The organism is Paraburkholderia sp. EB58, from assembly GCF_050436665.1.
Classification (GTDB): Bacteria; Pseudomonadota; Gammaproteobacteria; order Burkholderiales; family Burkholderiaceae; genus Paraburkholderia.
Genome location: NZ_JBNDMQ010000012.1, coordinates 121,973 through 147,001, shown reverse-complemented (window position 1 = coordinate 147,001; position 25,029 = coordinate 121,973). Strand labels below are relative to the sequence as shown.

Annotated in this window: 22 protein-coding genes and 3 tRNA genes; 19 read left to right on the top strand and 6 right to left on the bottom strand. The window is 61.0% G+C overall.

Annotated features, from left to right (window positions below; all coding sequences use genetic code 11):
- Positions 1-7 precede the first annotated feature (7 nt).
- The 8 genes from lepA (at position 8) to nagZ (ending at position 8,189) form a co-directional block, all read left to right on the top strand.
- On the top strand, positions 8-1,801 hold the full coding sequence (gene lepA, locus P3T40_RS19450) for a translation elongation factor 4 (protein ID WP_429269354.1): 1,794 nt from the start codon (positions 8-10) through the stop codon (positions 1,799-1,801).
- Positions 1,802-1,819: 18 nt separating this feature from the next.
- Positions 1,820-2,713 (top strand): signal peptidase I, encoded by an 894-nt coding sequence (gene lepB, locus P3T40_RS19445; RefSeq protein ID WP_429269353.1) that lies wholly within the window; start codon positions 1,820-1,822, stop codon positions 2,711-2,713.
- A 176-nt stretch (positions 2,714-2,889) separates the two neighbouring features.
- Positions 2,890-4,029, top strand: a complete 1,140-nt coding sequence (gene rnc / locus P3T40_RS19440) for a ribonuclease III (protein WP_429269426.1) — start codon at positions 2,890-2,892, stop codon at positions 4,027-4,029.
- Between the two features lie 54 nt (positions 4,030-4,083).
- On the top strand, positions 4,084-4,983 hold the full coding sequence (era, locus tag P3T40_RS19435; protein ID WP_429269352.1) for a GTPase Era: 900 nt from the start codon (positions 4,084-4,086) through the stop codon (positions 4,981-4,983).
- Positions 4,970-5,920, top strand: a complete 951-nt coding sequence (gene recO, locus P3T40_RS19430) for a DNA repair protein RecO (protein ID WP_429269351.1) — start codon at positions 4,970-4,972, stop codon at positions 5,918-5,920. The genes era and recO overlap by 14 nt, the downstream gene beginning before the upstream one ends.
- The gene (gene pdxJ, locus P3T40_RS19425) at positions 5,917-6,681 is read left to right on the top strand and encodes a pyridoxine 5'-phosphate synthase (RefSeq protein ID WP_429269350.1); all 765 of its coding nucleotides are present in this window, start codon (positions 5,917-5,919) and stop codon (positions 6,679-6,681) included. The genes recO and pdxJ overlap by 4 nt, the downstream gene beginning before the upstream one ends.
- 12 nt (positions 6,682-6,693) lie before the next feature.
- A complete protein-coding gene (acpS, locus tag P3T40_RS19420; RefSeq protein ID WP_429269349.1) occupies positions 6,694-7,104 on the top strand; it encodes a holo-ACP synthase in 411 nt (136 codons plus the stop codon).
- Positions 7,105-7,160: 56 nt separating this feature from the next.
- A complete protein-coding gene (gene nagZ / locus P3T40_RS19415) occupies positions 7,161-8,189 on the top strand; it encodes a beta-N-acetylhexosaminidase (protein ID WP_429269348.1) in 1,029 nt (342 codons plus the stop codon).
- A gap of 112 nt (positions 8,190-8,301) precedes the next feature.
- On the opposite strand, the gene P3T40_RS19410 is transcribed toward nagZ, so the two are convergent.
- The 4 genes from P3T40_RS19410 to earP form a co-directional block, all read right to left on the bottom strand.
- Complete coding sequence (locus P3T40_RS19410; protein WP_429269347.1) at positions 8,302-9,684, bottom strand: sigma-54-dependent transcriptional regulator; 1,383 nt, start codon at positions 9,682-9,684, stop codon at positions 8,302-8,304.
- Positions 9,685-9,800: 116 nt separating this feature from the next.
- Positions 9,801-10,004, bottom strand: coding sequence for a CsbD family protein (locus P3T40_RS19405; protein WP_429269346.1), 204 nt, complete (start codon positions 10,002-10,004; stop codon positions 9,801-9,803).
- 308 nt (positions 10,005-10,312) lie between these two features.
- Positions 10,313-10,870, bottom strand: a complete 558-nt coding sequence (gene efp, locus P3T40_RS19400) for an elongation factor P (RefSeq protein ID WP_429269345.1) — start codon at positions 10,868-10,870, stop codon at positions 10,313-10,315.
- A gap of 353 nt (positions 10,871-11,223) precedes the next feature.
- The gene (gene earP, locus P3T40_RS19395; RefSeq protein WP_429269344.1) at positions 11,224-12,450 is read right to left on the bottom strand and encodes an elongation factor P maturation arginine rhamnosyltransferase EarP; all 1,227 of its coding nucleotides are present in this window, start codon (positions 12,448-12,450) and stop codon (positions 11,224-11,226) included.
- Between the two features lie 1,109 nt (positions 12,451-13,559).
- Here earP and ltrA point away from each other — a divergent pair.
- The 11 genes from ltrA to P3T40_RS19340 all read left to right on the top strand — a co-directional run bounded on the left by ltrA (position 13,560) and on the right by P3T40_RS19340 (position 23,726).
- Complete coding sequence (gene ltrA, locus P3T40_RS19390) at positions 13,560-15,260, top strand: group II intron reverse transcriptase/maturase (RefSeq protein WP_429269343.1); 1,701 nt, start codon at positions 13,560-13,562, stop codon at positions 15,258-15,260.
- 172 nt (positions 15,261-15,432) lie between these two features.
- Positions 15,433-17,733 (top strand): excinuclease ABC subunit UvrC, encoded by a 2,301-nt coding sequence (uvrC, locus tag P3T40_RS19385; RefSeq protein WP_429269342.1) that lies wholly within the window; start codon positions 15,433-15,435, stop codon positions 17,731-17,733.
- Positions 17,734-17,886: 153 nt separating this feature from the next.
- Positions 17,887-18,480, top strand: a complete 594-nt coding sequence (pgsA, locus tag P3T40_RS19380; protein WP_429269425.1) for a CDP-diacylglycerol--glycerol-3-phosphate 3-phosphatidyltransferase — start codon at positions 17,887-17,889, stop codon at positions 18,478-18,480.
- A 143-nt stretch (positions 18,481-18,623) separates the two neighbouring features.
- A tRNA-Gly gene (locus tag P3T40_RS19375) sits at positions 18,624-18,699 on the top strand.
- 74 nt (positions 18,700-18,773) lie between these two features.
- Positions 18,774-18,849: transfer RNA gene (locus P3T40_RS19370), tRNA-Gly, on the top strand.
- Positions 18,850-18,963: 114 nt separating this feature from the next.
- Positions 18,964-19,037: transfer RNA gene (locus P3T40_RS19365), tRNA-Cys, on the top strand.
- 144 nt (positions 19,038-19,181) lie between these two features.
- Entirely contained in the window at positions 19,182-19,598 is a 417-nt protein-coding gene (locus P3T40_RS19360; RefSeq protein WP_429269341.1) for a hypothetical protein, read from the top strand.
- Between the two features lie 95 nt (positions 19,599-19,693).
- The gene (locus P3T40_RS19355; protein WP_429269340.1) at positions 19,694-20,443 is read left to right on the top strand and encodes a TraB/GumN family protein; all 750 of its coding nucleotides are present in this window, start codon (positions 19,694-19,696) and stop codon (positions 20,441-20,443) included.
- Between the two features lie 503 nt (positions 20,444-20,946).
- Positions 20,947-21,840, top strand: a complete 894-nt coding sequence (locus P3T40_RS19350) for a hypothetical protein (protein ID WP_429269339.1) — start codon at positions 20,947-20,949, stop codon at positions 21,838-21,840.
- A gap of 286 nt (positions 21,841-22,126) precedes the next feature.
- Positions 22,127-23,107: a diguanylate cyclase gene (locus P3T40_RS19345; protein ID WP_429269338.1), complete on the top strand. Its 981-nt coding sequence runs from the start codon at positions 22,127-22,129 to the stop codon at positions 23,105-23,107.
- 124 nt (positions 23,108-23,231) lie between these two features.
- A complete protein-coding gene (locus P3T40_RS19340) occupies positions 23,232-23,726 on the top strand; it encodes a GNAT family N-acetyltransferase (protein WP_429269337.1) in 495 nt (164 codons plus the stop codon).
- 60 nt (positions 23,727-23,786) lie between these two features.
- Here P3T40_RS19340 and P3T40_RS19335 read toward each other — a convergent pair whose 3' ends face one another.
- On the bottom strand, positions 23,787-24,248 hold the full coding sequence (locus tag P3T40_RS19335; RefSeq protein WP_429269336.1) for a copper chaperone PCu(A)C: 462 nt from the start codon (positions 24,246-24,248) through the stop codon (positions 23,787-23,789).
- A gap of 73 nt (positions 24,249-24,321) precedes the next feature.
- The gene (locus P3T40_RS19330) at positions 24,322-24,885 is read right to left on the bottom strand and encodes an SCO family protein (RefSeq protein WP_429269335.1); all 564 of its coding nucleotides are present in this window, start codon (positions 24,883-24,885) and stop codon (positions 24,322-24,324) included.
- Positions 24,886-25,029 lie beyond the last annotated feature (144 nt).

Here is a 25,029-nt window from a genome sequence, read left to right as displayed (position 1 = left end):
GTACTGAATGGATCATATTCGTAATTTCTCGATCATTGCGCACATCGACCATGGCAAGTCGACGCTCGCCGATCGCATCATCCAGATTTGCGGTGGACTGTCCGACCGCGAAATGGAATCGCAAGTGCTCGACTCGATGGATCTCGAGCGCGAGCGCGGCATCACCATCAAGGCACAGACCGCCGCACTGACGTACAAAGCCCGCGATGGGCAGATCTACAACCTCAACATGATCGACACGCCGGGGCACGTCGACTTCTCGTACGAAGTGAGCCGTTCGCTGTCGGCGTGCGAAGGCGCACTGCTGGTGGTTGACGCGAGCCAGGGCGTCGAAGCCCAGACGGTCGCCAACTGCTATACGGCTATCGAGCTCGGCGTCGACGTCATTCCCGTGCTCAACAAGATCGACTTGCCTGCCGCTAACCCGGAAAACGCGATCTCCGAAATCGAAGACGTGATCGGCATCGACGCAACCGACGCGACGCGTTGCAGCGCGAAAACCGGCCTCGGCGTCGAAGACGTGCTGGAAGCGCTGGTCCTGAAAGTACCGCCGCCCAAGGGCGATCCGGAAGCACCGCTGCAGGCATTGATCATCGATTCGTGGTTCGACAACTACGTCGGCGTGGTGATGCTGGTGCGTATCGTCAACGGCACGCTGCGCCCGAAAGACAAGATCCGTTTGATGGCGACCGACGCGCAGTTCCCGGTCGAGCACATCGGCGTGTTCACGCCGAAGTCGAAGAATCTCGAGTCGCTGTCCGCAGGGCAGGTGGGCTTTATCATCGCCGGCATCAAGGAGTTGGCCGCTGCGAAGGTGGGCGACACCGTCACGCTGGTGAACCGTCCGGCCGCCGAGCCGCTGCCTGGCTTCAAGGAAGTGAAGCCGCAGGTGTTCGCCGGTCTCTATCCCGTCGAAGCAAACCAGTACGACGCACTGCGTGACTCACTGGAAAAGTTGAAGCTCAACGACGCCTCGCTGCATTACGAGCCGGAAGTTTCGCAGGCGCTCGGTTTCGGCTTCCGTTGCGGCTTCCTTGGTCTCTTGCACATGGAGATCGTGCAGGAGCGTCTGGAACGCGAGTTCGACATGGACCTGATCACCACGGCGCCGACCGTGGTGTATGAAGTTCTGCAACGCGACGGCACGACCATCATGGTCGAGAACCCGGCGAAGATGCCCGATCCATCGCGGATCGAAGAAGTGCGCGAGCCGATCGTCACCGTGAACCTGTACATGCCGCAGGATTATGTGGGCGCGGTGATCACGCTGTGTACGCAAAAGCGTGGCAACCAGATCAACATGCAGTACCACGGCCGTCAGGTTCAGCTCACCTATGAAATCCCGATGGGCGAGGTCGTACTCGACTTCTTCGATCGTCTGAAGTCCATATCGCGTGGCTACGCGTCCATGGACTACGAGTTCAAGGAATATCGCGCGGCGGATGTGGTGAAGGTCGACATGCTGATCAACGGCGACAAGGTCGATGCGTTGTCGGTGATCGTCCACCGCTCGCAGAGCCAGTATCGCGGTCGTGAAGTGGCGGCGAAGATGCGCGAACTGATTCCGCGTCAGATGTACGACGTGGCGATCCAGGCGACCATCGGCTCGAATATTATCGCCCGCGAAAACATCAAGGCTTTGCGTAAGAATGTGCTGGCAAAATGCTACGGCGGCGACATTTCACGTAAGAAGAAGCTGTTGGAAAAGCAGAAGGCAGGCAAGAAGCGAATGAAGCAGGTCGGGTCCGTCGAGATTCCGCAAGAGGCTTTCCTCGCGATCCTGCGTGTCGAAGACAAATAAGACGAAGAACGGAACTCTATGAATTTTGCGCTGATTCTTTTTGTGCTCGTCATCATTACGGGCATCGCATGGGTCGCAGACAAACTGGTTTTCATGCCGCAACGGCGGCGCGCAGCGGACGAGGCGGTCGCGGAGTTCGATCGCCAGCAGGCACGGGTCGGCGAGCGCTTTGCCGACGAAAACGCCCCGCAAACGCGGGCGCGTCTGCGTGACGAGAAGCTGCGCCAACCGTGGTGGCTCGAGTACTCGGCGAGTTTTTTCCCGGTGATTCTGGTGGTTTTCGTGGTTCGCTCGTTTGTGGTCGAGCCGTTCAAGATTCCTTCGGGGTCGATGGTGCCGACGCTGCTGGTGGGTGACTTCATCCTCGTCAACAAGTACGAATACGGCATCCGTCTGCCGATCACCAACACCAAGATTACCGAAGGTCGCCCGCTTCAGCGCGGCGACGTGGTGGTGTTCCGCTACCCGAAAGACGAATCGGTCGACTACATCAAGCGCGTGATCGGTTTGCCAGGCGACGTGGTGTCGTATCAGGATAAGCAGCTCACGATCAACGGCAAGCCGGTGCCGGAAACACCGCTGCCTGATTATTTCGACGACGAGCGCATTGGTTACGCGAAGCAGTTCGAAGAGGACATCGACGGTCGCAAGAACGCGATTCTGAACAATCCTGCCGTGCCGCCGTTCATCGTCGGTGCAGAAGATTATCCGTATCGCGATAACTGCACGTATAACGCACGTGGCGTGATCTGCAAGGTGCCGCCTGGCAACTATTTCATGATGGGCGACAACCGCGATAACAGTGCAGACAGCCGTTACTGGGGTTTCGCTCCGGACCAGAATATCGTCGGCCGTGCGTTCTTTATCTGGATGAATTTCAGCAACCTGAAACGCATCGGGACGTTCCACTAATTGTCACCGCGCTTGACCGCGCATTAACCGCACAACACGCCGCGTCGATGTCATCCATCGGACGCGGCGTGTTATGACGCTACTTTAAGAACGTGCGGTAAGGTCGCTTCACTACGCTTTTTCCGTTGGCCGCCCCGCGTTTTCGCTGGGGCAGGCGCCCGCGTTATACTCTGCACATGCCCCTATCTCCGTTGGAAAGCCGTTTGCGCTACGAATTTCGCAATGCGGAATTGTTGCGCCAGGCTTTAACTCACCGCAGTCACAGTGCCACGCATAACGAACGGCTCGAGTTTCTCGGCGATTCCGTTCTGAACTGCGCGGTGGCTGCGCTATTGTTCCAACGTTTCAGCAAACTGGACGAAGGCGACCTGTCGCGCGTCCGCGCCAATCTGGTCAAACAGCAGTCGCTTTACGAAATTGCTCAGGCCCTGAATATTTCTGACGGTCTGCGGCTGGGTGAGGGCGAACTGCGCAGTGGCGGCTTCCGCCGCCCGTCCATCCTCGCTGACACGCTCGAAGCCATTCTGGGTGCCATCTTCCTTGACGGTGGCTTCGACGCCGCGCAGACGGTCATCAAGCGGCTCTACGTGCCGATTCTCGACCATATCGACCCGCGCACCCTCGGCAAGGACTCCAAGACGCTGCTGCAGGAATACCTGCAGGGCCACAAGATCGCACTGCCCACCTACACCGTGGTCGCAACGCATGGTGCGGCGCACAATCAGCAATTTGAAGTCGAGTGCACCGTGCCGAAGCTCGAGGTGAAGGTGTCCGGTTCCGGCGCCAGCCGGCGCGCGGCCGAGCAGGCTGCCGCCAAGAAGGCGCTCGATGAGGTGATGGCGGCGGCGCCTGCCGTCGTGGCCAAGCCGAAGCGCTCGAAGAGCGCCCGCGCAGCCAAGCACGCGGAGCCGGAGATTGTCCCCGGCGTGACCGGTGTGCAGACCGCGCTCGATCTTCGCGCGCCCGATCGCAAGAACGAGCGTCACGCGCGCGGCGAACCTAAGGCGACCGTCGCTGAGGCCCTGGCCGAGCGCCCGATGGCCGCCGCGGCTCCGGTCGTCGCGCCACTCGCCGTGATTCGGGCCGCCCACGTCGAATACAGCAACCAGGCTGCGCTGGAGAAGGATAAAACGGAAAAGTCGGATAAGACGGAAAAGACGGAAAAGACCGACAAAGCCGACGCCCACTCACGCAACACCGACAAACCCGCCGCCTCCCGTAGCCGCGAACCCGCGCCTGGCGTGGTGGAGCCTGCCGAACTCGAACCCGGCATTGCCGACGCGGTGCAAACGCGCGTCGCCGATGCGGGCCACTGATGTGACGGGCGCGCGTTTCTTCGCGCGTCCATACAAACTTGCCGTAGCCTGAATATGAACGCTTCCACTTCCACTGGTTTTCGCTGCGGCATGGTCGCGATCGTCGGCCGCCCCAACGTCGGCAAGTCCACGCTGATGAACGCGCTGGTCGGCCAGAAAGTCAGTATCACGTCCCGCAAGGCGCAGACCACGCGCCATCGCATCACCGGCATTCATACGCTGGAAGACGCGCAGTACATCTTCGTCGACACGCCGGGCTTTCAGACCAAGCACAGCGGCGCGCTGAACCGCTCGCTCAATCGCGCGGTCACCTCGACGCTGACCTCGGTTGACGCGATCCTGTTCGTCATCGAAGCGGGCCGTTTCGGTCCGGACGACCAGAAGGTGCTCGACCTGATCCCGCCGTCGGTGCCCACGCTGCTGATTGCCAACAAGCTCGACCGCGTGTCGGATAAGGATTCGCTGTTTCCGTTCATGCAACAGGTGAGCGCGCTGCGCCAGTTCAACGAGATCGTGCCGCTGTCCGCCAAGAATCCGGACGACATCAAGCGCCTAATGGCGACCATCAAGCCGTTCCTGCCGGAAGGCGCGCCGATCTACGGCGAAGATGACCTGACCGATCGCAGTGAGCGCTTCCTCGCCGCCGAAATCCTGCGCGAAAAAGTCTTCCGCTGGACTGGCGACGAACTGCCGTACACGAGTACCGTGCTGATCGACAAGTTCGAAACGGAAGGTCGTTTGCGCCGCATCTTCGCCACCATCATGGTGGATCGCGATACGCACAAGGCCATGATCATCGGCCAGAAGGGCGCCAAGTTGAAGCAGATCAGCACTGAAGCGCGCCTCGACATGGAAAAGCTGTTTGACGGCCCGGTGTATCTCGAGACCTTCATCAAGGTGAAGAGTGGCTGGGCCGACAACGAAGCCGGACTCCGTGCGTATGGGTACGAATGACGCATGGATGACGCTGCAACCCGACGCTGAACCGGACGATTCCGAGCCGGACGCGCGGGCGCGCGAGCCATCGAAGGCTCGCGCATCGAAGAAGTCTTCTTCAGGTACCTCATCGCGCGGTTCAGCGCGCGATTCAGCGCGCACCCCCCCGGACAACACGTCTGACGCCACCGGCGAACCACGCAAGGCGCCCGCGCGCCGGCCGTCGCGCAGTTCCGGCTCCGAGTACAAGGTCACCGAGCAACCGGCCTTCGTACTGCACAGCTATCCGCATCGCGAGACCAGTCTCATCATCGATGTGCTGACGCGCGATCATGGCCGCCTCGCGCTGGTGGCGAAAGGCGCCAAGCGTCCGCACTCCGCGTTGCGCGGGGTGCTGCAGACCTTCCAGCCGCTCGCGCTGTCGTGGTCCGGCAAATCCGAACTGCGCACTTTGACCGGCGCCGAGTGGGTGGGCGGCATGCTGCCACTCGCCGGCGACGCTTTGCTGTGCGGCTTCTACGTCAACGAACTGCTGGTTAAATTCTGCGGCCGCGAAGATCCCCATCCGCAACTGTTCCAGCACTACGTCGTCACACTGGCGCGGCTCGCGCACGACGAGCCGGCCGTGCAGGTGCTGCGTTCGTTCGAGCGCGTGCTGCTGCGCGAGACCGGCTACGCCATGGCGCTCAACCGCACGGTGTCGCGCAAGACCGTGGTCGCCGAAGGCCGCTACGTGTTCGATCCCGAACGCGGCGTGCGTGAAGCCTCGGATGATCTGCCCGCGCAATGGCCGGTGATTGCCGGCCAGACCTTGCTCGATATGGAAGCGGACGATTACCATCGTCCCCAGACCGTGGCGCAAAGCAAGACGCTGATGCGCTTTCTGCTCAATACTTACCTTGGCGGCACGCCGCTCGCGACGCGCCAGATCCTGATCGACCTGCAGAACTTATGAGCTTCTTTCTTACGTCGCCTAATGTGATCGACCTGGGCGTGAATATCGATCACGTCGCTACGCTGCGCAATGCGCGCGGCACGTCCTATCCGGATCCGATTCGCGCGGCGCTCGACGCCGAAGCGGCCGGCGCCGATGCCATCACGCTGCACTTGCGCGAGGACCGCCGGCATATCGTCGATGCCGACGTGCGCACGCTGCGTCCATTGCTGAAGACGCGTATGAACCTCGAATGTGCGGTCACGCAGGAGATGCTCGACATCGCCTGCGAAGTGAAACCGCACGACGTTTGCCTTGTACCCGAAAAGCGCGCCGAGCTGACGACGGAAGGCGGTCTCGACGTCGCCGGCCAGTTCGAAGCCGTACGCGCTGCCTGCAAGCAACTCGCAGAGGCGGGCTCGCGCGTGTCGCTTTTCATCGATCCCGACGAAACGCAGATCCGCGCCGCCCACGAAGCCGGCGCGCCGGTGATCGAGTTGCATACCGGCCGCTATGCCGAAGCACATGACCCGGCCGAGCAACAGCGCGAGTACGAGCGCGTGGTGCGTAGCGTCGAATTCGGGTTGTCGCTTGGCATCAAGGTGAATGCTGGCCACGGCCTGCATTACTCGAACGTCCAGCAGATCGCGGCGATCGACGGCATCGTCGAGCTGAATATCGGCCACGCGATCGTCGCGCATGCGATTTTCGCCGGTTGGGACAACGCCGTGCGCGAGATGAAGGCGATCATGGTCGCCGCGCGTCTCGCGGCGCGCGCTTAACGCCTCGTCGACATGGCAATCTACGGAATCGGCACAGATATCGTTCAGGTCAGCCGCGTGGCGGGGGTGATGACACGTACCAACGGGCGCTTCGCCGAGAAGGTGCTCGGGCCGGATGAACTGAAGATCTATCACGCTCGCCACGCCCGCTCGGCCGCACGCGGACTCGCGTTTCTCGCCACCCGTTTTTCGGCGAAAGAAGCCTTCTCAAAAGCCATCGGCCTCGGCATGCGGTGGCCAATGACCTGGCGCGCGCTGCAGACGCTCAACGAAGCGAGCGGCAAGCCCATGGTCGTCGCCTCGGGCGAACTGGCCGAATGGCTGGAAGCACGTGGCATCACCGCCCAGGTCACGATCAGCGATGAGCACGACTATGCGGTGTCGTTCGTGATCGCCGAAACAGCGAACCCGGTTACTCCCTGACTTCTCCCGGCGCGGCGTCAGCAACCCGCACCTTCTCTTTTTTCTTGCGGAATTCGATGAAAACCAATCCCGGACCGGTGATGCTCGACGTGGTCGGCAAGACGCTGAGCGCCGACGACAAGCGCCGTCTCGCGCATCCGATGACCGGCGGCGTGATCCTGTTCGCACGCCACTACGAGAGCCGCGCGCAACTGATTGCGCTGACCGAGGCGATTCGCACAGTACGTGAGGACCTGCTGATCGCCGTCGACCACGAAGGCGGTCGCGTGCAGCGCTTCCGTACCGATGGCTTCACGGTGCTGCCGGCTATGGGCAAGCTCGGTGCGCTGTGGGATTCGGATGTGCTTCACGCCACCAAGGTCACTACGGCGGTGGGCTATATCCTCGCCGCCGAATTGCGTGCCTGCGGGATCGACATGAGCTTTACGCCGGTGCTCGATCTGAACTATGGCCAGTCGCAGGTCATCGGCGACCGCGCGTTCCATCGCGATCCACGCGTGGTCACGATGCTCGCGAAGAGTCTGAATCACGGGCTTGCGCTGGCGGGCATGGCCAATTGCGGCAAGCATTTCCCCGGGCATGGTTTCGCCACCGCGGACTCGCATGTCGCGATGCCGGTGGACGATCGTCCGCTCGACGCCGTCCTGCGCGACGACGTGGCGCCGTATGACTGGCTCGGCCTTGCGCTGGCTTCGGTGATTCCGGCGCATGTGATCTATTCGCAGGTCGACTCGAAGCCGGCGGGTTTCTCGCAAGTCTGGCTGCAGGAGGTGTTGCGCGGCAAGCTGCGTTTCCCAGGCGCTATCTTCAGCGACGACCTGTCGATGGAGGCCGCGCGCCAAGGCGGCACGCTGACCGAAGCAGCGAGCGCGGCCTTGCATGCGGGATGCGACATGGTGCTGATCTGCAATCAGCCTGAGGAAGCGGAGAAGGTGCTTGACGCGCTGCGCTTTACACCGTCGAAGGAATCGCAGGCGCGCCTCAAGCGGATGCGCCCGCTCGGCAAGGCACTCAAGTGGAGCAAGCTGGTGGCCGAGCCCGAGTATCTGCAGGCTCAGGCCCTGTTGCGCAGCGCGTTTGCCTGAGCACGAAGCAAGCGGCGCGACGCACAAAGCACGAAGCACGCAGTCGAAGTAAAACGGCCGAAGGCGGCGCTATCGCGCCCACTTCGGCCATTCCTCAAGCTACGGCGAATAATCAGTTCAGACGCATCCGCTGCAGCTTGTTGTAGAGCGTCTTCGGACTGATCCCCAGCAGCGACGCGGCGCGATGCCGTGTGCCGCCGACTGCGTCGAGCGTCGCGCGGATCAGCATCTCCTCCACATCCGCGAGCGGCGTGCCGACGGTCACCTGCACGCGGCTGCCGTTCAGGTCGCGGCCCCCAACCGAACCGGCTTCATCGGCGCGCAGCGTTTCGAGCACGTCGCCTGATGCCTGATACGCGCGTCGCACGCGGTCCTGCAGTTCGCGCACATTGCCCGGCCATTCATACGAGAGACACTCGCGCAGGAAATTCGGCCCGATCTGTTTGGTGGCGTCGGTCACGCCGCGAGCGCTTGCCTCGCGATTCAGCTCGTCGACCAGCGATTGCGCAAAGAGCGCGGCATCGTCGCCGCGTTCACGCAGTGGTGGCAGCGACAGCGCCGCTGCGTCGAGGCGCAGCGCGAGATCCTCGTGAAGGCTGCCGTCAGCGACCGCCGCACGTGGCGACTTGCGGGTCGACGCGATCAGGCGGAAATCCGTGACGACCTGATGCGTGCCGCCGACCCGCATAAAAGTCTGCGAATCGAGTGCACGTAACAGTGCTTCCTGTTGGGCGCGCGGCAATTCTGCGATCTCGTCGATAAACAGCGTACCGCCGCTTGCCTGTTCGAACAGGCCCTGTTCGCGATGCTCGGCGCCGTTGAACGCGCCACGCTCGTGACCGAACAGAATGCTGTCGAGCGAGCGGTTCACCGCAAGGTTCGCCGCCGTGCGGCAATCGAACGTCACGAACGGCCCTTTGCGGCGCCGGCTCATCTCGTGCAGCGTGCGCGCGGTGACTTCCTTGCCGGTGCCCGCTTCGCCCGAGATCAGCACAGCGGTCTCGGTGGGCGCGTTGTGTTCAATGAGGTCGTACACGTGCTGGATCGCACCGCTCCTGCCAAGCATGGGTCCGAAGCGGCCGAGTTGGCGCAACGTCGCGCGCAGGGTCTGGACTTCTTCGGTCAGCTCGTACGGACGCGGAATGCGCGCGAGCAGGCTGCGCAGACGCGGAATGTTGACGGGCTTGAGCAGGTAATCCCAGATTCCGTGCCGCAGGCCTTCAATCGCGCTTTCGACGGTGGCGTTGCCCGTCATCACGATGACAGGCAGGGCGCCGCCTGGCGGTTGCGCAGGCAGATTCTGGAGCAGGTCGAGTCCGCTGCCGTCGGGCAGGTTCAGATCGACCAGCACGACGTCAGGGATGAAGCGCGTCAGCGCCGCGCGCGCTTCGGCGAGCGTCGTCGCGGTGTCGACCGAAAAGCCATCAGCGGCGAGGATTGCAGACAGGCCTGACAGGCTATTGGGATCGTCTTCGACAATCAGGGCGTGTGGCATGGCGAGCGCTATTTTAGGTTGATGGAAACCCCTGCCGGGACACCGTGAATCCGGCGCAGTGGAGGGGTGCGTTGGCCGGGCGCTGTTCCTCGCGGAATACAGCGCGCCGCGCGCGGTTAGTCCCGGTACTCATCGAAGAAGCGGTCCACTTCACGTATAGCTTCTTCACGAGTCTTGCCGTAGCGCTCCTGAATCAGCCCGGCGAGCTTGTCGGCGCGGCCTTCGGCCTTCGTCAACTCGTCGTCTGTCAGTTCGCCCCACGCGGTTTTCGCCTTGCCGATGATTTGCTTCCACTTGCCTTCAGCGATGTCGTTGTTCATGGCGCATCTCCGTATTGAGAAAGAAGAAGAAAAAGCCTTGGGAGGCCAATGCTTTCCTTTAGCAGGGAGCGTGCCATTAGCAATTACTTAAGCTTATCAATGGTTTGCCGAGCGCGGAGGGTCATGAAATGCATACGGACTGGAAAAATCGAAAACCGTACCGGTAAAGTTTTCCTCAACCATACACGGTCACGGAAAAAAGAAAAAGCGCCCAAAGGGGCGCTTTTTAATTCGGCCGCGCTCCCGCTGTATGCGGGGCGGGCCTTGCAGGCTGGCGCTTGGTTGCGCTCAGTTGCCCGCCGTGGCCTTCAGGCGCGGCTGCGGTACTCGTTCGTACGCGTGTCGATTTCGATCTTGTCGCCGATGTTGCAGAAGAGCGGCACTTGCAGTTCGTAGCCGGTTTGCAGCTTGGCGGTCTTCAGTACCTTGCCCGACGACGTGTCGCCCTTGACAGCCGGTTCCGTGTAGATGATTTCGCGGACCAGGGTGGTCGGCAGTTCGACCGAAATAGCTTTCTCGTTGTAGAACACGACTTCGCAAGGCATGCCGTCTTCGAGGTAGTTCAGCGCGTCGCCCATCATTTCGGCTTCGACTTCGAACTGGTTGTAGTCGGCGTCCATGAACACGTACATCGGGTCAGCGAAGTACGAGTAGGTCACTTCCTTGCGATCCAGCAGAACGACGTCGAACTTGTCGTCGGCCTTGTACACCGATTCCATGCCTGCGCCGGACAGCAGGTTCTTGAACTTCATCTTGACGACGGCGGAGTTACGGCCCGATTTGTTGTATTCGGCCCTTTGCACGACCATTGCGTCTGCGCCGATCATCACGACGTTGCCGGTGCGGAGTTCCTGTGCGGTCTTCATAAAACTGTCCTGTACGAAATTAGTAGCTTCAACTTTGCTCAACGGCATACGGCGCAAGCGGGTACGACACCTTTCGCTCCTGTTTGCGGCTAGCTCGTGAAGCTGCAAAGCGCGCTGCAAACAGGGCGGGGGGCGGTGCCGCGGGCGTGGCCGGTACTACGGGCCGCCGCCTGCTTGCCGCGGTTGCCCGCGGCCCGTCACCTTCCGATAACTTGTTTTACCCGGAGCGGGCGCGTACACGAGTGGCGCCGATGCACGAGGACGATCCGGTGTCAGTGAGGATGCACCTCTCGGTGCCGGGATTCGCCGCCGCCATCGTGCCGCGCTTGCGTCGTCGGCCGTTGGATAACCGCTTATTTTAACTGACTTTTTGCGAATTCGGCCAGATTTCCGGTGAGGTCACCAAGGGCCGCCAGTTCCAGTGCCCATTGCGCCGCGCGCCGCTCGAAAACGGCGCGGTGGCGCTGGAATTCCGCCCAGTCTGGCTTGCCGACGCCGTTCCAGGCGTGCCAGAAGCGCGCCAGCGCCGCGCGGGCCGCAGCGGGCAACCCATCGGCATAGTGGGCGAGGGCGGCGTCCAGCTTCGGCAGGTGCGCGTCGTCGGACTGCGGATAGATATGCCAGACGAACGGGCGGGCCGCCCATTGGGCTCGCACGAAGGAGTCTTCGCCGCGCACGAAGTTGAAGTGGCTGGCCCACAGCAGCGCGTCGTAACCGGGCTGGTCGGTGAACGCCAGTGCATGGGCGCGAAGGTTGCCGCGTTCGGCATGCGAACCCGCCGCGAACGACGGCACGCCGAAAAAGCGTGCGAGCGCAGCCGAAATCCGCCCTTCCGGCACAAGCAGCACTATCGGATCTGGGCTGTCGCGCCACTGTTCGAGCAGGCTGTCGACCGCGGGGTTCTCATAGGAGAAGAGCGAAATAACGGTGCTGTCCGGGGCGGGCTGGCCGGTGGCTTGGCGCCACCATGCTTCACGCGCTTGCGGCGACGCTTCGAACGCCGCCCGCGCGGTGTCCAGGTGATGTTCCTTCAGCACGCCGCCGGTCCCCGCGCCGAGGCCCGGGAAGAAGAACGTCTTCGTCAGCGGATAACGTGGGTGCGGCGACTGGCGCAAATGAAAGTCCGCGACCCAGTCTTCGGCGCTCAGGTATTCCAGATTCAGCCATACCGGTGCGCGCTCGCGGCGTGCCATCGCGGCCACGTAGACGTGCGGCAGTTCGCAGCCGAACGCCTCGATCACGACATCCGCTACTTCGAGCGTGTCGCCCGCGTGCGCCGGCTCATGCCAGTGTTCGATGACGATGCCGCTCACCGCCTGGCGACTGCGATCGAGTGCGAGCGCGGGACAGAGCTTCTGGAACGCGTGCAGATCGTCGACGAAAATGCGCACCTGCCAGCCGTGCTCGCTTGTCAGCTGGCGCGCGAGGCGCCAGCACACGCCGATATCGCCGAAGTTGTCGATCACGGCACAAAACAGGTCGCAGGCGATGGCGGTGTCCGCCTGCGCGGTCGTGGACGACACTGCGGTCCTGGACGGCGTGGCTTGCGAAATCGGGGCAGAAGGGCGCGCGGAGGACATGATGACCGGCATCCGGATCTCGGATGCGTGCGGAATGTTCTAAACTGGCGATTCTAGTGCGACACGACACCCTTCGTGTAGAGGGCGCCGAAGCTCTTTAAGGCGGCATTATTTAGGTGTGGCAAGGCTTTCGCGCAATACTACCTGAGGAATTTTCGCAGGTACAACAGCGGGAAGTAGCTTGCGAGCAGTTCTCGGTGGACTATGTTTTTGCGCCATCGACAGCTGGATTAACTCAGAAAGCGTTGTATCCGAACGACACTTCCTAGGAAATGTTGTTACGGAGAATTACGACGCTTAAAACGACAATAGCGCAGGTCCCTCTCACCATCTTCGCGATGGTTGGTCGGTCACGTGCATAAATCTGAACCTAAAGACCCTCGAAGGGTTAAAAGCTCTGTTTGTCATTGTTCAACTGTGGTGTTCTAGCAGCAGCGAACCGTTTGTACGACCAAACGTAGCCTAGGAAGACATGCGTCACTGGTAACGGTGGGGTGTGAAGCTCTTCCGACAATGTAGCCTCCTGAAGTTTTCGGGCAGTCAGGTGTTGCGAAACACGTGGCTGGAAGATCGTCAGCAGCGATGATCCAGGAGCTAGGCTGGCCGATACGGTCAATGTAAGTGAACCGCTGATAAACCTCGTTACCAGTGTTGAGCCAAATGCTGCTCGGGCTCTAGTCAAACGGCGCGTGGCCAGTTAGTCCACTTAGAATTTGGGCTACGTCGTTGAAGTGCCACCGGGGGATAGGCGGGACCTAAGTCGGTCGTGTGACAGGCAGGGAACGTGGTAAGCCCGTATCGTCGCCAATCGAAGCTGATTGGCAAGGTGGATCGCAAGATCCATTGACGGTGGTGCGGGTATGGGAGGACGGAAAAAGCGAATGGCAGTCTGTAATCGGCTGCATAGGGGTTGGGACATTACTCCACGCGAAAGCGGGCAGACTTCCGTCTGGTCTACCGTCGCAAGACGGCTGACAGACCCTTGAAACTTGGTGATCCAGACGATTTCGTCCGGATCAATTGAAATTCTCCCTAGCGGGTGCGTATTTTCCCCGCTGGGGAAGATGCGTCTCCTGTCCGGGACTTTCTTGTCCAGTAAGGAGAGCAGCATGGAAGAATCAGTCCGAAAGGGCGGATCTGCGCTTTCCCACGCGCCGGACCACTGGCACGCCGTAGATTGGCGTCGGGTTGAACGGAACGTGAGGGGAATGCAGATTCGAATTGCGAAGGCAACGCAGGAAGGCAACTGGCGTCGGGTGAAAGCCCTGCAACGGATGCTGACCCGCACGTTGTCCGCGAAGCTGTATGCGGTACGACGTGTTACGCAAAATACAGGCGCGCGAACGGCTGGAGTCGATCGCGAACTGTGGGTGACGCCTGAAAGTCGACTGGCAGCAGTCGACGGGTTAAAGCGGCGCGGATATCGGCCTTTGCCACTACGGAGGGTTTATATCCCGAAAGCCAATGGGCAGGAGCGCCCTCTGGGTATTCCAACCATGCGAGACAGGGCGATGCAGGCCCTGTATCTACTGGCTCTCGAGCCCGTGGCTGAAACGACGGGCGATCTGAATTCGTACGGGTTCAGAAGAAGTCGCGCGACGGTTGACGCCATGTCCCAGCTATTCCAATGCCTCAGACGGGAAGAGTCGTCGGCATGGGTGTTGGAGGCGGACATTAAGGGATGCTTTGACCACATTAACCATGACTGGTTGGAAACCAATGTCCCAATGGACAGCGAGATCCTACGGAAGTGGCTGAAATCCGGTCTGCTTTATCGGGGCCGGTATCAGGCGACAGAAGCCGGAACGCCTCAAGGGGGCATCATTTCCCCGACGCTGGCGAACATGGCGCTGGACGGGTTGGAACGGGACCTTACGAAACACCTCGGTGCCAAGTTTGGAATCGGTAAAGCCTCGGAACTAAAAATCCATGTTGTGCGGTATGCGGATGACTTCGTGATTACGGGTATCTCGAAAGAGGTCTTGGAAAGGGAGGTCAGGCCTTGGGTGGAAGCATTCCTCGCAGTTCGAGGTCTGCGGCTGTCTGAGGAAAAGACGCGCATCGTATGCATTGACGAAGGTTTCGATTTCCTAGGGTGGAACTTCCGGAAATATTCGGGAAAACTTCTCATTAAACCGAGCAAGAAAAACGTGAACACGTTTTACCGCAAGGTGGCGGAAACGATCAGCGCGAACAAGACGACCAAGCAGGCGGATCTAATCCGCAAGCTGAATCCGATGCTGCGGGGTTGGGCACAGTATCACCAACCCGCGGTCGCCAAGCAGGCGTTCATTCGCATGGAGCATCTGGTTTTTCAGAGACTCTGGCGGTGGGCCAAGAGGCGGCATCCAGACAAGAATACCGAATGGGTTAAACGGAAGTATTTTCACTCGGTCGGTGGTCGAAGCTGGGTGTTTGCCACACCTGCAGTACGACATGACGGTAGCACCGCGATGCTGGAGCTCTATCACACCAGTGGTACGGAGATCCGGCGACATAGGAAGGTGAAAGGGGAGTTCAACCCCTTCGATCCGATCTGGGAGCCGTACAGTGAAAAGCTGCGACAGAAGCGGATGGAGCGATCCAGAGGTTATCTGAAACAGTGGTACAAACTGTATGCGTCGCAGAGCGGCAATTGTGCGCACTGCGGCCACGCTCTCGAGTTTGATACGGGTTGGCACGACCATCATCTCGTGTACAGGATGCATGGCGGTACCAATGCCTTGTCAAATCGCGTGTTACTTCATCCTGATTGTCACCGGCAAGTGCACGTTGGTAGCATTGCTGTAACTAAGCCGGTTCCGATGTAATCTTGACGGGACTTTGAAAAGGTAACTTTTAACGTAGGCTTGAGCCGTATGCGGGGAAACTCGCACGTACGGTTCTTAGGGGGCCCTTCTTCCGTAAGGAAGGGGGGCTACCCTACAAGCACTCACCCCACTATCCGCGTGAATCCTGGCGCGGTGCTCACCCCGATTCTGCATGACCAATCCAGACGCTCCTGAAGCTTCCGAGGCATTCGAGCCAAAGAAGGTGCTCGCCCAGTTGCCGCATCTGCCGGGCGTCTATCGCTATTACGACGCGCATGGCGCCGTGCTGTACGTGGGCAAGGCGCGCGACCTGAAAAAGCGCGTGTCGAGCTACTTCACGAAGACGCTGCTGTCGCCGCGCATCGCGATGATGGTGACGCGGATTGCCCGCATCGAGACCACGGTTACGCGTTCCGAGGCCGAGGCGCTGCTGCTCGAAAACAACCTGATCAAGGCGCTCGCGCCGCGCTACAACATCCTGTTTCGCGACGACAAGTCGTACCCGTATCTGAAGCTGACCGGCCACACGTTTCCACGCATGGCCTACTACCGCGGCTCGGTGGACCGCAAGAACCAGTACTTCGGACCGTTCCCGAGCGCATGGGCCGTGCGTGAGAGCATCCAGATCCTGCAGCGCGTGTTCCAGTTGCGTACCTGCGAAGACTCGGTGTTCAACAACCGCACGCGGCCTTGCCTGCTGCATCAGATCGGGCGCTGTACTGCGCCGTGCGTCGGCGCGATCAGCGCGGAGGATTACGCGCGCGACGTCGCCAATGCCTCGCGGTTTCTGCTGGGACGGCAGAGCGAAGTGATGAAGGAGCTCGAGGAGAAGATGCACGCGTTCGCCGCCGAGCTGAAGTTCGAGCAGGCCGCGGCGGTGCGTAACCAGATGAGCTCGCTGTCGACGGTGCTGCATCAGCAGGCGATTGAAGTGGGTAGCGACAGCGATGTGGACATTCTCGCGGTGGTGGCCCTCGGTGGCCGCGTGTGCGTGAATCTCGCGATGGTGCGCGGCGGCCGGCATCTGGGCGACAAGGCTTATTTCCCGTCACACGTGGAAAGCGCATTGACCATCGACGAGGGCGGTCTGGAAGATGGCGATGCCGATGCGCAGGGCGTGCTGAAGGCGGTTGTTGCGCAAGGCTTGCGGGCGGCGGAGGAGGCGTCTTTGGCGAGCGTGGCGGCGCAGCGTAAAGCAGCCGCCATGGATGCTGACCACACCGCGGACGCGTTGGCGATTGCACAGGATCTGCCGCCTGAAACGGACGATGTGGAGGACGAAGCGTCGGACGACCTGGATGATGAGGCGGCAGATGAGGTGGACGATGAGGTGGACGCCGTCGATGAGGCAGCGTCCGGCGAAGCGGACGAGACCGGCGAGGAAGCCGTCGCGACCACCTCCAGTAAACCTGGGCGCCGCCGCGTGACCGGTATCGAATCCGAAGTGCTCGAAGCCTTCATCGCACAGCACTACCTGGGCAACCGTGTGCCGCCCGTGCTGGTCGTGAGTCATGCGCCGGCTAATCGGGAACTGGTCGACTTGCTGATCGAGCAGGCGGGACACAAGGTCACGCTGTTGCGCCAGCCCCAGGGGCAAAAGCGCGCGTGGCTGGCAATGGCCGAGCAGAACGCGCGGCTCGCGCTGGCGCGGCTGCTCTCGGAGCAGGGCTCGCAGCAATCGCGCACGCGCGTGCTTGCCGACACGCTCGGCCTCGAGTGCGAGGACCTCGCACACCTGCGCATCGAATGCTTCGACATTAGCCATACGATGGGTGAGGCGACGCAGGCGTCGTGCGTGGTCTATCACCATCACAAGATGCAGTCGTCGGAGTACCGGCGTTACAACATCACGGGCATCACGCCGGGCGACGATTACGCCGCCATGCGCCAGGTGCTCACGCGCCGCTACGAAAAGATGGTCGCGCAGGCCGCCGCGAACGCCGCTGACGAGGCGATCGAGCGGCCTGCGTCCGACCCCGCCGATCCTGCACTCGCGGCCGATGCCCCTGAGCCGGCCGCGGGTGGCGTGTTGCCGAACATCGTGCTGATCGACGGTGGCAAAGGCCAGGTGGAGATTGCGCGCCAGGTGTTCACTGAAGTGGGTCTCGATTGCGGGATGCTGGTCGGTGTGGCGAAGGGCGAGGGCCGCAAAGTCGGCCTCGAAACGTTGATTTTCGCGGACGGTCGCGCGCCGCTCGAACTCGGCAAGGAAAGCGCGGCCTTGATGCTGGTTGCGCAGATCCGCGACGAGGCGCACCGTTTCGCGATCACCGGCATGCGTGCGAAGCGCGGCAAGACCCGGCAAACCTCGCGCCTCGAAGAACTCGAAGGCGTGGGCGCGAAGCGCCGTCAGCGGCTGCTTGCGCGCTTCGGTGGGTTGCGCGGCGTGGTGGCGGCGAGCGTCGAGGATCTCGCCAGCGTCGAAGGAATTTCCCTCTCGCTGGCCGAGCAGATTTATCGGCAGTTGCACTGATTGCGCAACGTGACGGCGCGGCTATGTCGGACGCGCCGTCCCAGCTGAAACCTTCAGCATGCCGCTTTGCCGCGCGTTTGCGGCCTGTTTGCTTGTGGCAGGCCTTATGACACGGCACAATTGCAACTCCCTTGTCAGACGCTGCGCCTGCCCATGCCGTTTAATTTCCCGATTTTCCTGACGTGGCTGCGGATTGTTCTGATTCCGCTCGTCGTCGGCGTGTTTTATTTGCCGGACATGATGATGAGCCTTGCGCACCGCAATCTGGCGGCCGCGACGATCTTCATCTTGGCCGCCCTGACAGACTGGTTCGACGGCTATCTGGCCCGCAAGTGGAACCAGACCTCGGCATTTGGCGCATTCCTCGATCCGGTGGCCGACAAGCTGATGGTGACGGCGGCGCTGCTCGTGCTGGTGCAGCTGACGAGGCTCGATTCGGCGATTGCGTTGGTCATCGTAGGCCGCGAGATCGCGATTTCGGCGCTGCGCGAGTGGATGGCGCAGATCGGTGCCTCGAAGAGCGTGGCGGTAAATTCGCTGGGCAAATTAAAGACCACGTGCCAGATGATCGCGATTCCGATGCTGCTGCTCTACGGCCCGGTGCCGATCGCGCCGGGCGTGGTGATCGATACGCGTGTGTGGGGCCTGTGGCTCATCTTGCTGGCGGCGTTCCTGACGATCTGGTCGATGCTCTACTACATGAAGCTCGCATGGCCGCAAATTCGTGAACGGGGCGGGATCGTTTGAGCGAAAACTGTCCCGTAAAAGACCTGCGTGAAAGGGGTTGACACGTTTCAGCGCTTTATACATAATCTCGTTTCTCCGGTGCATGCAGTTCTGAACAACGGGGCGCAGTAAAGAGCAAGTAGGCGGTAAATAAGCAGCAAAACGCGGGAGTAGCTCAGTTGGTAGAGCGCAACCTTGCCAAGGTTGAGGTCGCGAGTTCGAGACTCGTCTCCCGCTCCAGATTTTTGAAGCAGCGTTTTGTGGCGAGTGTGGCAACAGTCAGGCAGTAGTAAAAACGTTGTTAGCAGGACCATGCGGGAGTAGCTCAGTTGGTAGAGCGCAACCTTGCCAAGGTTGAGGTCGCGAGTTCGAGACTCGTCTCCCGCTCCAGACATTCGGGGAAGCAAAGCTTCCCTTTTTGTTTGGTGGACCGACCGGCCATCGAACAAATCTGCGAACCCGTTGTACACGCAACTAGTTGCGACGGTTCAGCAGTCCGCTTACGGCGCGATAGCAAAGCGGTTATGCAGCGGCCTGCAAAGCCGTTTAGACCGGTTCGACTCCGGTTCGCGCCTCCAGCAGTTAAAGAAAAGCCCCGACTTGTCGGGGCTTTTCTTTTTTCGGCGGCGGTTTCTTCCGAAGCGAAATCTCGCTTGCCCACGGCTCAACATCAGCCAACTACAGCGCTATAGTTCACAAACTTCACTCGTCGAGGTACCCGCATGCCGACCACCGTGGCCGGAAAACACTCCCTGTGTTTGCGTGTCGTTTATGCGTTGTGCCTGGCAGGCGGTACATGGACGCACCTGCAGGTGGCCTTGGCGCACGGCCTCTGGTGGGACTACGGCGGCGCGGCTTTGGTGACACGTGTCTACTGGACTGCGCTGCTTTTTCTCGACCCTTTGGCCGCGGTGCTATTGCTGATGAAACCCCGGCTGGGGCTAATCGCGTGCGTGTCCATCATCGTGACCGATGTACTTCACAACACCTGGTTCGCGTTGCATAACCCGGCGAGGATGGATCTGTATCTTTCGCAAATCGCGTTCCTGCTCTTCGTTGCCCTCACTGTGCGAGCGGCATGGAAGGGCGCACCGCGAAGCAAACCCGCACGGCTGGGAATCTCTGGCAGCGAGGCATAGCCATCACGCGGAGCGATCAGGCGTAAGGTCGAGCCTCGCCCGCTGCCTATGAAATACTGACCGTCATTTCTCTTCGGACCACTGGCCCTCTATCCATGTACTTACAGCTCACCGGCACCCAGGTCCGGCTGCTTGGTTCAATGCATCTGTTCCCAGCCGCCAGTCCGCGAGTGCCTGCCTGGGTCTCGCAGGCGTTCGACTGGGCGGAAACGCTCGTCTTCGAATCCGATGCGCAATCCATCTTGCCGTTTCTGAAGCGGGGAGGCGGGCCATCGCTCGAGCATATGCTGCCGCCTGAAGTATGGCGTCGATTGGACGCGTCGTGGCCTACCGCGGGCGTGTTGGCCCCGCTCAGCGAGTTGCGGCCATGGGCCGCCATGATGGTGGCTCCGACGCTTTGCCAGCGAGTGGTGGAAGGCGTCGAGCCGCGGATGCTAAGAGAGGCCGCGGCGCAAGCGAAGCCGTATCGCTTTCTGGAGACTGCCGAAGAGGTGGTGACATCGCTCGAGTCGATCCCATTGCCGGCCATCTGCACCGGACTCGAACTGCTGCTCGCCGATCTGACCGAGCCTCAGCGCACGCTAGAACGCATGCAGGCCGCGTGGCTGCGGCGCGACCTTCAGGCCATCTATGACGTGGCGGCCGAGTCGCCGATGTTCAACTTGCCCGGTATTCGCAGTGCAATTCTCGACGCACGCAATCGCGCGTGGACGCCGCGCGTGCGGGAAGCGCTGGATAATCCGGCGCGCACACTCGTGGTGGTGGGCGCGCTGCATTTGTGCGGCCCCGACAACCTGGTCGAACGCCTGCAGCATCCCGTGGAGCACATCGCTGTGATTGATTGAGCGGCGTTGACGAACCGATGCCACGACCCAATGCCACGACCCAATGCCACGACCCAATGCTCTGGCTGGTAAGTCATAGACCCTCAGTAATTAGAGTTTCTCCTACGGGTCAATATTTCCACCAGTATCGAATGACGGCTCAAATTGGCATATTTCCAGTTCAGCAATTGTCGGGTAAGTTTCTGATCTGGCTCAGGCGATATGGCCGGCAGGATCGCTGCGCCGGCGCGGGACAGAGGCAAAGTCATCGGATAGAAATCGGGGGCGACTGATAAACCACAACGGGTCTGTCGGTCGAACAACTAAAATCGAAAGTAAAAATAAAGACAAATGAAATATAACGGCGGCTTTTCAGGGAAGAGGCATGCAATCGTTGTCGCTTTGTCGGCCATCGTGGCATCCGGCTGCGGGGCGGCGGTTCGAGTTCGTCGCCCAACTCGCTATTCAACGGTTCGGGCGGCTCCAATCTGAGTGCCGCCCAGCAGACTTATGAAAGATTCGCGTTGGCGGCTAACGGTGGTTTGCACTATCTGTCAGGTGAGCTGATCGTTACGACGTCATCAACTGGCGCAGTCTCCATCAGTCCCAGCAGTTTCTTTTATAGCGACAACTCAAGCGTCCCGGCGAGCCCGGCGAACGGCTCGCAAACCGTCACGGTTACCATGACCTCGGTGGCTTCGACGCTCTCGGTACCCTCGCTTACTCCGGGCCGCTTCCTGATCAATGGCACCATTTACGTCAGACCCGCCCCCGATCAGCCGAAGGTCAGCTATTCGGGGTCGAACGTGCTGGAGAGCTATCTCGCTACTGACGGGCAGACCGTCGACGAGTCCCTGCTTGGCACCGGCTATACGACCGTGCCCTTGTCGGGATTGCTTTCGAGTGCGCCCAGTGAACTCGTTACAGACAACAATTTTGGCCTTCTGACCAGTACCATCAACGGTCAATCGCTCTACAACCAGCAGGCAAGCTGGCAGGCGGGTTCGGCTTATATGAAGGTGGTCAGGCAGGTGGTCGGCAATACGGTTGGGGTCGGCGACTGCGTCGCGCCGGAGACGACGGGCACCAACATCACGCCGTGTTCGACCACGGTGTCGACGCTTGAGAATTTCTTCCCCTACGCGAGCGCGTTGGATGGCACCACCTACCAGCTTGCGGACGGTCAGATCACGACGCTGGCTGGGGTTCGCGCGTGGGTCGCAAACACTGCGCTATCGACGGCGACCCCGGAGTACCGCGTTTTCTACCAGAGTAACGGCGGCATTTACGCCGGTTATCTGATCAAGGACGGCACGCCGCTCCAGATCGCGCCGTCTGGGGGCGCAACGCCAACGAATTTCTACATCTTCCTGAACAGCGCGGCGCTGCAATCGATCAAGTCGGCCGTCAATTTTTAACCTTGGTACGAGCGCTCGGTCCTGCATGGTTTGAGCGCGAACGCCGCATAAGGCTCAGAGTGTGGGAGCCAGCCCTCAGGTAAAGATTGCTTCAAGTCATTGGAAGCCCCACTTCGTCGGGGCTTCATCGTTTCTACGCGGCGTCTGCATGAACCACACACTTCCTTACGGGTCCATATCATGAGTAGGCAATAGATCCTTATCCAAAGCGTACTCAATCTCCCGCGCCGTTTGCCGCTATACACTATCCCCCTGCAACCAAGGCCAACCTTCAACGGAATCCGACATGCTTGTACCGCCCATTCCAGCGAACGAGAGCACCCGTTTAAACACGTTGCGGACGCTGAGTATCCTCGATACCCCCGCTGAAGAGCGTTTCGATCGCCTGACGCGGCTTGCTAAGCGCATCTTCGGAGTGCCGATTGCACTCGTCAGCCTCGTCGACGAGAACCGCCAGTGGTTCAAGTCGTGCATGGGGTTGCCTGTCAATGAAACGTCGCGCGACGTCTCGTTCTGCGCGCACGCGATCCTCGACGACGATATCCTGATGGTGCCCGATACGCTGATGGACGAGCGCTTCCATGACAATCCGCTCGTGACTGGGGAGCCCGGCATTCGGTTCTATGCCGGTTGTCCACTGACCGTCCCGAACGGCAGCAAGCTGGGCACGCTGTGCCTGATCGACGTCAAGCCGCGCGGACTCGACGAGGAAGACCGCGCGCTCTTGCACGATCTGGGACGCATGGCGGGAGAAGAACTGGCCGCGGTCCAACTGGCTACGCTCGATGCACTGACGCACCTGTCGAATCGGCGCGGTTTTGAAGCGCTCTCGCAGCATGCACTCAATGTCTGCAAGCGAATGAGCAGGCCCGCCTCGCTGCTGTTTTTCGACCTGAACGATTTCAAGGCGATCAACGACACCTACGGCCATGCCGAGGGCGATCGCGCTCTGGTGAGCTTTGCCGAGATACTGCGCGAGGCATTGCGGGAGAGCGATGTGATCGGCCGTCTGGGCGGCGACGAATTCGTCGCGCTACTAACCGACTCCGATATCGCCAAGACGGCTACCGTCACTCAGCGTCTCCAGGAGCACCTCGCTGCACGCAACGCCGCTGCGCAACGCGGTTACGAAATCCGCTTTAGCGTCGGGCAGATCGAATACGACCCGCAGCACCATGCGTCGATTGCCGATCTGCTCGCCGCGGCCGACGCCGCCATGTACATGAACAAGCGGACGTCGAAGGCTCAGGCAAGACAGCGCGCGTGACGTACTCGTACTGATGCGCCGCAAGCGCGGCGCAGGTCCGGCTCGTGGTGCTCCCGAGCGGCATTCGCGGCATAATTCTGGAATCGCCGCCCGCCCGGGCGCACCCCTTTTGACGTGTTTCCCCATGAACGAGCCGCAACATTCCACAGCCACGCCGCAACCGAACATCGAATGGCGCTGGAAATTCTTCGATGACCTGACGACCACAGAGGTCTACGCCATGCTGGCCGCGCGCAGCCAGGTATTTGTGATCGAGCAGAATTGCCTGTATGGCGATATCGACGGTCTCGATACCGAAGCATGGCATCTGTTCGCGTTCGGTCCGGGTGAATCCAAGCCAAAGCTGGCGGGTTATCTGCGCGTGTTGCTGCCGGACGAGAGCGACGCGGATATCCGCATCGGCCGCGTCCTGACTACCGCGGATTTTCGCGGCATGGGGCTTGGCAACCAGATGCTCGCGCGCGCCGTGGGACACATTGCCGAGCAATGGCCCAACGTACCCGTACGTCTGCATGCTCAGGCGCATCTGCAAGGCTTCTATGGCGCATTCGGTTTCGTGCCGATCTCTGAGATCCACGAAGAAGACGGCATCCCGCACGTCTGGATGCGCGCTGCCTGAGAGTCTTGGCGCGGTGAACTTCGCCGCGCGTGCTTTGCGCTCAATTCAGCGCCTTACGCATCAGTTCGCCTGGGCCGGCGATTTGACGGCAAACGCCGTGTCGAGCGTCTCGCCATCCGAGAACTGCAGCTTCAGATGCACGGTGTCGCCTGGCGCCACCTTGTGTTGCGCGTGCTCCAGCATGATGTGATAGCCGCCCGGTGCGATCGCCACCTGGCCGTGCGCGGGCACGGTCAGCTTGTCGACCATCACCATCTGCTGCGTCGAGCCGTTCGCTACCGTTTGATGCAGCATCGTGCCTTGGTAGTCGTCACTCGAAATGTCGGTGAGATCGATCGGTTTGTCGCTCGAATTGACGAGCGTCACGTAGCCGGCCGCGGGCAGGTTATTCGGCAACCAGCGGACCCATGCGTGCTGGGTGGTGATGGCCTGCGGGCCGGCCGCTTGCGCGGTGGCGGCGAAGCTGAACGAGAGGGCGAGAGCGCAGCCCAGCGCTGCGAACGATTTGGTCTTGAGGTTCATGTACGGAGACTCAGGAAGGGAGCGGATAAGAGGTAGCCAGGGTGCAGATGGGGCAGCGGACAGCCGTCCATCATCAGGAATGGTCTTCAATGATACGACGCAGATCGGCGGCGACCACATCGGGTGAATCGCGGTCGGTGGCGAGCAGGCGCGCGTGGCCTTGCGCATCGAAGACGTACACGGCGGAGCTGTGCGTGACTTCGTAGTTGCCGTTCGGGTCGCGCTTTTCCATCTGGTAGGCGACGCGATACTTCCGCGCGAGCGTCTCGATCTGCCGGTCGCTACCGGTCAGGCCTATGGCGTGCTCGGCATCGAAAGCGCCGACGTAGTCATGCAGCGCCTGGGGCGTGTCGCGTGCCGGGTCGACGGTAATGAACAGGATGCGCACCTTTTGCGCGTCCGGGCCGAGTTTGGCGAGCACCTGCATCAGGCGCGCCATCGTCTCGGGGCAGACGTCCGGGCAGTGCGTATAGCCAAAGTAGACGAGAGCGGTGTCGCCCTTGAAGGTCTCGCCGGTGATCGGTTTGCCGTCATCGCCGGTGAGCGAGAAGTCGAGATCCGGCAGGTGGCCGGTCACGTTCGTCAGGTGCCAGGGCGCTTCCTTGTGCGTGCAGCCGGCGAGCAGGCCAAGCGCCATCGAGAGTGCCAACACCCCCGGCAACGCGGCCCGTTGCAGTCGCCGTGCGGTGCGAGCCTCGCGTGGCGCTTGCCGCGGCGGTTCAGGTTCATCCAATTGCACCCGTTGGCGCGAAATTCTGGGGAACAAAGCAGGCATCCATGA